This is a genomic window from Psychromonas sp. (genome assembly GCF_983033635.1).
Map to the genome: position 1 here is coordinate 1 of NZ_CEZLMY010000159.1, position 8273 is coordinate 8273.

General features: G+C 38.8%; 7 protein-coding genes. 6 read left to right on the top strand and 1 reads right to left on the bottom strand.

Annotation, left to right across the window (positions count from 1 at the left end):
* Positions 1 to 249 precede the first annotated feature (249 nt).
* From AC4GME_RS15380 to AC4GME_RS15400, 5 genes are all read left to right on the top strand, one after another.
* Positions 250 to 618, top strand: coding sequence for a PH domain-containing protein (locus AC4GME_RS15380; protein ID WP_490379705.1), 369 nt, complete (start codon positions 250 to 252; stop codon positions 616 to 618).
* Positions 619 to 768: 150 nt separating this feature from the next.
* A complete protein-coding gene (locus AC4GME_RS15385; RefSeq protein WP_490376641.1) occupies positions 769 to 1218 on the top strand; it encodes an SMI1/KNR4 family protein in 450 nt (149 codons plus the stop codon).
* Between the two features lie 57 nt (positions 1219 to 1275).
* Positions 1276 to 1950, top strand: a complete 675-nt coding sequence (locus tag AC4GME_RS15390; RefSeq protein ID WP_490376640.1) for an HAD family hydrolase — start codon at positions 1276 to 1278, stop codon at positions 1948 to 1950.
* Between the two features lie 349 nt (positions 1951 to 2299).
* A complete protein-coding gene (locus AC4GME_RS15395; RefSeq protein WP_490376639.1) occupies positions 2300 to 2548 on the top strand; it encodes a DUF3297 family protein in 249 nt (82 codons plus the stop codon).
* A 448-nt stretch (positions 2549 to 2996) separates the two neighbouring features.
* Entirely contained in the window at positions 2997 to 3257 is a 261-nt protein-coding gene (locus AC4GME_RS15400; RefSeq protein ID WP_490376638.1) for a hypothetical protein, read from the top strand.
* Between the two features lie 547 nt (positions 3258 to 3804).
* On the opposite strand, the gene AC4GME_RS15405 is transcribed toward AC4GME_RS15400, so the two are convergent.
* A complete protein-coding gene (locus tag AC4GME_RS15405) occupies positions 3805 to 4923 on the bottom strand; it encodes an ABC transporter substrate-binding protein (protein ID WP_490379706.1) in 1119 nt (372 codons plus the stop codon).
* A gap of 402 nt (positions 4924 to 5325) precedes the next feature.
* Between AC4GME_RS15405 and recC the strand changes: the two genes are divergently transcribed.
* Positions 5326 to 8273 (top strand): exodeoxyribonuclease V subunit gamma (recC, locus tag AC4GME_RS15410; protein ID WP_490379707.1); only part of this gene is annotated, 2948 nt, incomplete at its 3' end.

The following is an 8273-nucleotide window of genomic DNA, read 5'->3' on the forward strand; positions in this document are numbered from 1 at the left end:
ATAACACCCTCAGTTGTAAAAATAACATGTTTCATTACACAGTGCCGTAGGTGTTCCGTGTTTACGCCGCAAATACGGAATTTTTCCGCCTTTCTACAATAGGTAAATCCTATTATAAAATGTAAGCGTTTGATAAACATCGTATAAAAATGTAAGTTTTATTTTTATTATAAATATTTGATGGGCGTCTTTCTTGTGGAAACACGGAATTGTTCCGTCTAATAAGATGTTAACTAAAAAGGATATTCAATGATAGATTTCAATAATAAAGGTTTTTTTAAGCTTAAACAGAACTCAGAATATGCAGATAAAGTAAGTGACTTGCTTTTGGAAGATGAGAGGATAATAGATTCATATAAATCTATGCGTGATGGTGTCGTGTTTACAAGCAAAAGGATAATTGCTGTAAATGTCCAAGGAATTACAGGGAGTAAAAAAGATTTTACATCTTTACCTTACAAAAATATTGTTGCCTATTCTGTTGAGACATCTGGTACATTCGATCTTGATTCAGAACTTGAAATATATTTTTCTGCTGTAGGTCAAGTTAAATTCGAGTTTACAGGTAAGACATCAATCTTAGAAATATCAAAATTAATTTCTAGTTATTTACTGTAAATTCTTCACTTCATACGATGATGATTTTAGCTAACAAGTGCAACCAATCGGACGTTTTAGTCTTGTCACTGTTTTTGCAGAAAGACGCAAAAACACAGCCAATCCCAAACGCAGTTGTCGCAAGCGTTAGCTGTCTTGGAGTATCGCTAAATGAATAGCATCGATTTATTCGTAAAAAACTGGAGTAGTAAAAACTCCATGGTTCCAATAAATAGTCATGATATTGAAGAGCTTGAATCAAAATTAAATGCTTTTTTACCTGACTCATATAAGTATTTGATATCTACATATGGTTTGGTTCACACTCCAAATGTATTAACTAAAATTTGTGATTTAAATTCCGACATTTCTGAAGTACAAGATTTCTTGAGCCTAGAAGATGTTTCTTCTCTATCAAAGCTATATGAAATGAGTGGAATGCCGAAAGGACATATTTTGTTTGCGTCTGATTGTAAGGGAAACATGTTTTGTTTCAAACTTACGGATTGCGTAAGTAAGCAAATAGATTTACCCGTATGGTTTTTCAATCACGATTTGTGTACCGTTAAAAAAGTTTCTAATTCTTTCATCGGTTGGCTAGAGGAGTTTAATGAACTTTAAGACTGCTAACGAGCATTTAAACGGAACAAAAACAGTTGTATATAGATAAGGGTAATTATGAACATTAAAGCCGTGCTTTTCGATCACGATGGAACAATTGCGGATTCAGAACAAGCTCACTTTGAGATGTGGAGAGATGTTCTATATAAATATAATGTTGAACTGTCCCATGAAGAGTACAAAAGCCAGTATGCAGGAATTCCAACCACAACAAACGCTAAAACAATTGTAGAGAATCATTCTCTTGAAGTTGAACCAATAGCACTTGCGTTAGCTAAAGCGGAAATCACAAATGAATATTTGGCTAAGCAGGCTTTTCCTCTTATGAGTGGTGCACTTGAGTCTGTGCGTTATTTCTATGAACAAGGTTTAAAAGTTGGAATTGTCACTGGGGCGGGAAGAGAAGGAGTAAATACCACTCTAAAGAATCACGGATTTGAAAAGTATGTATCTGTAGTTGTTTCTGGTGATGATGTTGAAAACAGTAAGCCTGCGCCTGATTGTTATTTATTGGCTGCAGACAAATTAGGCCTACAGTCATCGGAATGTCTGGCTATTGAAGACACCTATAACGGAAGTCTTTCTGCCATTCGAGCCAATATAAAATGCATCGGCGTCTCTTCATCGCATAGTGTCCGTAATCTGTTTTCCAAAACTGTATACGAATGTAGTGACCTTAATATAGCCACACAATGGATATCACAGAATTTTCAGCTGCAAGCAAGCTGCTAACAAGTTAATCAATAAGGACAAAAACAGTTGGTTATTTTTCCTTCCTCAACAAGTTTAACCAATAATTTTTGTCCGCTTTTTGTGGGTAACACCAAAACTCGGGGGAGTAATTTGGAATATCTTGAACCATTTACAATGGCTGTTTGTTTTATATTTTTCGATGCGCTTTACAAACTGTTTAAGAGTGATTCGCAACGCGTGGTATTTTTTGCAAAATTTAAATGTTTAGGAAACTAGGGGACTTACCATTATCCTGACACAGGGGGCTAACATTTATTACTGCAACTCTTGAGCGTTATGCCTATATTGTCTACAATAGCGCACTTTTTATTTACTACAGGTCACGAACATGAACGACACTAAATCGCTACCAGCTTTACCGGATCGCCTTGCGGGTAATCCACGTAGCCCACATCATGTAGCAGAAATCTTTGAGCACGATATTGGTATTCGGCTCAACGGCAAAGAGCGTTTCGATGTCGAGGAATATTGTATCAGTGAAGGTTGGGTAAAAGTCCCATCGCACAAAGCGTTGGACCGTCGCGGGCAACCGCTTCTGATGACGATAAAAGGAACTGTTGAAGCGTTTTATTGTTAAGACGTATCAATGAAAAACCGATAACTTAGTCAACGGTAATCCCCCTACTGAGTTGGCGAAATAGTTAAGTAGTTTTGCAATGCCACTTACTATCATCGCCCAAAAGGGCCTAGAGAAATTTAGGCCCTATGTATTATCTCATGATGCAGGTTATTTTTTCCTGTCCCCTATTTTAGGCTATCATAGCTTAGCTGATGAATCTGTTGGTAAAATTTCAAATTAATTGACCCAGTTAATGAATGCTTAGTATTACTAGGCAATAAGCATTTTTATAGACCTATTCGTGATGAAGTTGAAAGAATATTTAACAAATAGTGTGCAAAGTTTTGCTTATAACAGGCATTTAAACGGAACAAAAACAGTTGGTTATGTTTCGTGCCTCAACAATTTTAACCAACTATTTTAGTCCGCTTAGCGCGGCGTTATACGTTTATGGAGAATCTCGCAAATGATTGAACAATATTTGAGCGCATTTATTATTGCATTTTTGCCAACTAGGCTTGCCAATAAAGTGTTTGGTAGAACTATGTCACCTATTAAAACAGCTTTTGTGTCGTTTATATTAGTATCAGTTTTGGCCTTGGCTATTAGTTCTCAAACAATGGGGATTTGGGTAGGCTTTATTACTTACATACCTTGTTTAATTGTTTTTTTGTTGGTCGACATATATAAAGCAAAAACAAAAGTGTCTGCTGAAACAAGCGTATAACAAATAAGGATAGGTGTCGCGCAGCCGACACCTTATCTGGTTGTTGAACAAGCCCGTGCCTACTTATTTATAGTAAATTGTGGGATTTGTATTGGTCGATGCTTCGCCTTGTTGTTTTCTTAAGACGAGTTTGGCTGGGATAGGGCTAAGTGTTTAACCTTATCAAGGTGTTAGCGTTTTTTGTTAGCTTCTTATCGGCATTGACTCCTGTTATTTAGTGGCGGCCATTATCCTTATACTATTGCCTTGCAGCTAGGTCAGTCGCGTGATTCCGATACACTTCATTTCATGCTGGCAGCATGGGCAAACTCTTATCGATTTTTTGCTCGGTTTACTCACGGGTGGCGTCCAGTGATAGGTGGTGATAAGTAGTAACTGTATACGCCGTCTTAACTTCTTAGGGGTACCACGCAAGAAACCATAATCACGTACCCGTTGTAATTAAACGGCAAAATATCAGCCTTTAAAGAAACCAAGCCTTTTGGGGGCTGATATTTGATATTGTTAAAATAAAATTTCACCATTAGAAATGGTTTTACAACCCCGTCTACTGCCCATTGATGCCTTTATGCAGTTCCGTTATCACTTTTTGTAACGTGAAATCATAGTATAACTGCTTGGAATTATACTGTTTGGAGAAATTCTTGAAATCGATCTTTGACCAGTTTTTATCGTCAAACAAAATTGAATATTCACCAATATTATCCTGTGTTAAAAGTGTCATCTTGGTTTTCATTCTCATTCCATCGTTTTTTGCAAAATCAAATCCTTTCAGATAGTCATAAACAGCAACCAATGTCCATGCAGCTTCCATAAAATGACCGCCGACTGTGGCCTGTATTTGGCCCTTCTTCACCGCATCCAGTCCTTCGGCTGACCAGTCGATACCGCCAATAACGACATCCTTGCCAAGCGCCAGTTTCATCTCCGTTGCTGCTATTGCCGCACCGATTGCCATACCATCACTGGCAGCCCATACGGCACTAACATCCGGATAGCGAGCTTTGAGTCTCATAAACTTTTTTTCGGCCAATGCTGATTTCCAATTTGCTCTGACTATCTGCTCTAGCTGTGCGTTGGGGAATTCTTTGAGTGCACGTAGTAGACCTTTTTCCCGTTCAATAGAAGCCGATGTGCCGAACGGGCCGCTGATAGCAATAAGGTGGATTTTCCCATCAGGTGCGACTTTACCTTTTTGCAGCAGATATTTCGCCAAGGTATAACCCGCTCCTTCATCGTCTGGCAATATTTCACCTATGTAATACTTGAAATACTGTCTGGGCTCTCCAATGGATTTATCGAGAATGGCGGCATTTTCTATCATTAAGGAGACTTTGGCTTGTTCACAAAGTTTTAAAATTCTATCACCACTATTTTTGACGCTAATGGCGATGATAGCATCGGTTTTGTGGCCATCAGTTAAAAATTTTTCCACCAGTAGATGAGCGCGGATATGGTTGTCGTTTGTTTCAATGATTGAAAGTTCAACCCCTAAGTCATCAGCAGCCGCTTGCATAAAACCAACAACAGGTCCATAGAACATATCATCGACAGTTCGTGGAATGACATAGCCAATTTTAACGGGGGGAACACTACAAAAGGCGGACGGTAACAACATAAAAAACAACAAGAGAAAATGAATGACTGTTTTAAGTAAGGATTTCATTATTATTCCTTATTTGCCAAATATAATTGTAATTTGATGAAGATAAGGTATCTGAAGCTATCAATTGGCTGGTCAAAACTAAAACTGGGAACAAGCAGCTAATGTAATACTTTTTCAGCATCTAGTTTCATTTTTTACATCACCACTTTTTATTATAGAACACCATCGGCTATTAACCTTATACCGTTATATTATCTGGATACTGTAATTTGCTGTGGTTAAATAATATTATTGAGTGTGTAGGTTGGAAGCTATCCTCTTGGCGGGCTGAGATGCACTTACAATGAAACTATCAAATCTTGCGTAACGCTTGGTATTGGGAGTTAGTGAACGTAGATTTACTTTTTTTATGCTGAACTAGGTATACTATTAAAAAATCGTATTAACTAAAAGGCCGCGCTTGTGTTTCAAGTTTATCATTCTAATCAATTAGACTTATTAAAAGATCTGCTTGTTGCTTTGATGCAGCAATCTCCACTTGAAAACCCATTTGCTAATGAAACCATTCTCGTACAAAGCCCGGGGATGGCGCAGTGGTTACAGCTGCAGATTGCGCAATCCACCAGTATTGCGGCCAATATCGACTTCCCGTTACCTGCCAGTTTTATCTGGCAGCAGTTTAAAGAAGTTTTACAGGATGTGCCTGATAACAGCCCGTTTAATAAAATGTCGATGACCTGGCAAATAATGCAGTTATTGCCAGCGTGTTTAGAAGATCCTGATTTTGCAGCTTTATTACATTACCTTGAAGATGATCAGCAGTTACGTAAACGCTTTCAGCTTAGCCAGAAAATCGCTGATATTTTTGATCAGTATTTAGTCTATCGTCCTGAGTGGATTGAAGCTTGGGAAAACAGCAGCGAACAACAATTAGCGACATGGAGCATTGAAAATAAACAATCGGTACCCTTATGGTTAGGTGAGCAGCGCTGGCAGGCTAAACTATGGAAAAAGCTATCTCTTACCATTGAACAGAGCTTTGCAGCGCAAGGTAAAGCTTATCACCGTGCGGGTTTGTATAAAGATTTTTTAGAAAAGCTTAACAGTCAAAAAACATTAAAGCATCTGCCGAAGCGCATTTTTGTCTTTGGTATTTCCGCTCTGCCTGAATCTTATCTGCAAGCCTTATTAGGTCTTGCTAAACATTGTGATGTGCACTTTTTATTAAGCAATCCCTGTCGTTATTACTGGGCTGATATTGTCGATCCGAAACTGCTCGCTAAACGTTTTGCACAAAGTCGCCCTAAATTATCGGTGCAGCAGGGTGAAGTTAAAAGCTTAGCTGACTCGAGCTGGCAGAAAGATCAAAAGCATCTGCAGTGGGCAATGAGTGAGGACCAGGATAATGAAGTGGGTAATCCATTACTTGCCTCAATGGGAAAAATGGGGCGAGATTTTTTATATCAGCTCTATTCATTGGAACAGCAAGAGGTGGATGCTTTTGTCGATATCAACCGTGATAGTTTATTGCATCACATTCAAGCAGATATTTTAGAGCTGCAGGACAGCAGTTTACCCTTAGCTTTGGATGCGTCCGAGCGCACTGTTATCGATAAAGAGGATCAGTCTCTAAGCGTGCATTTAGCGCATAGTGTGATGCGCGAAGTGGAAATTTTGCATGATAATTTACTGGCTATGTTTGAGTCTGATAAATCGTTAACACCAAAAGATATTATCGTGATGGTGCCCAATATTGATCTTTATGCGCCTTATGTGCAGGCGGTATTTGCCAGTGTAGAAAAAAATCGTTATATCCCGTTCACTATCTCAGATGTCAGTGCGCAGCAGGAAAATCCAATTTTAGTGAGTTTTTTACAACTGCTCAATCTCAATCAAAGCCGCTATACCCGAGAAAATATTTTTGCTTTGCTGGAAGTGCCCGCCATTTTACAACGTTTTAATTTAGAGCAAGATGACTTTGTGTTATTACAAAAGTGGATCAATGAAAGTGGTATTCGCTGGGGATTACATGAAAAAAGTGCGACACAGTGGGATCTGCCTGAATTACCGCAAAACAGCTGGATTTTTGGTTTAAAACGTATGCTGCTTGGTTATGCGATGGGGGGCGTGATGTTTGCTGATATCTCCCCCTATGATGAAGTACAAGGTTTGCAGGGCGATCTGTTAGGGCGTTTTATCGATTTTATTGATGCTTTAATACAATTAGAGGAGGACCTTAAACAGCCTTATAATGCCCAGCAGTGGCAGGCTTTTGTTTATCAGCTTGTTGACACCTTTTATCTTGAAGATGATGAGAACAGTGCGGTATTAACCATGATCCGCGATCAACTTGATAACTTGGTCACTCATACACAGCTGGCGCAGTTTACAGAGCCTTTATCGTTATTTGTCTTAATTGAACATCTTGAAAATCACCTTTCCAATCAGTCTAACAGCCAACGTTTTTTAACCGGGCAGGTGAACTTTTGTACGTTAATGCCGATGCGTTCGATCCCCTTTAAAGTGGTGTGTTTATTAGGTATGAATGATGGCCAGTATCCGCGTAATATTATGCCGATGGGCTTTGATTTGATGGCAGGGCATCGCAAGCGCGGGGATCGTTCTCGCCGGGAAGAAGACCGTTATCTGTTTTTAGAGGCGCTATTATCGGCTCAAGATAAGTTGTATATCAGTTATATCGGCCGCAATATTAATGATAACAGCGAAAAAATGGCTTCGGTATTAGTCTCTGAGCTGCTTAATTACTGCCAGCAGGGATTTGTTTTACAAGCTAATTTACACGAACCAAGCAGTGCGGCAGAAAAAGCCTTATTCGCTTTTATTAATCACAGTTATCCGATGCAAAGCTTTAGCGAGTCTTATTATCAAGGTGCGTATAAAACCTACAACCCGAATTGGTGGAATGCGTCGCAGGCTGAGCAAGGCGAAGATCAAGCCATGCAGCAAGCAGATAATATAAATCTACCGCTTGATGAACCTTTAATTGAGGTGCAATTACAGCATTTAAAACAATTTTTAAAACACCCCTGTAAGGCCTTTTTTAATCAGCGTTTAGATGTTTATTTTGAATTAGATAACAGTGAACAGGAGAATGACGAGCCCTTCTCTTTAGATAACCTGCAACAGTATCATCTTAAAAATTTGCAGTTTGATTATGCGTTGGAGGGAAAATCATTAGATGCGTTATTTATTGAAACTAAAGCTACGGGGGAGTTGCCCTTAGGTGAATTTGCACCACTGATATTTAATAAAGATCTGCAGAGTATGGTCGATCTTGCCGATTTAACGGCTGGGTATTTTATTGGTGAAATTGAAACCATTAATATTGATATCTGTTTTGCACAAAAGCGTTTATTAGGTGAATTAAGCGACCATTGTGAAAATGGTTT

Coding starts and splice junctions, on each gene's coding strand:
- AC4GME_RS15380 (WP_490379705.1), top strand. CDS start 250: ATGATAGATTTCAATAATAAAGGTTTTTTTAAGCTTAAACAGAACTCA.
- AC4GME_RS15385 (WP_490376641.1), top strand. CDS start 769: ATGAATAGCATCGATTTATTCGTAAAAAACTGGAGTAGTAAAAACTCC.
- AC4GME_RS15390 (WP_490376640.1), top strand. CDS start 1,276: ATGAACATTAAAGCCGTGCTTTTCGATCACGATGGAACAATTGCGGAT.
- AC4GME_RS15395 (WP_490376639.1), top strand. CDS start 2,300: ATGAACGACACTAAATCGCTACCAGCTTTACCGGATCGCCTTGCGGGT.
- AC4GME_RS15400 (WP_490376638.1), top strand. CDS start 2,997: ATGATTGAACAATATTTGAGCGCATTTATTATTGCATTTTTGCCAACT.
- AC4GME_RS15405 (WP_490379706.1), bottom strand. CDS start 4,923: ATGAAATCCTTACTTAAAACAGTCATTCATTTTCTCTTGTTGTTTTTT.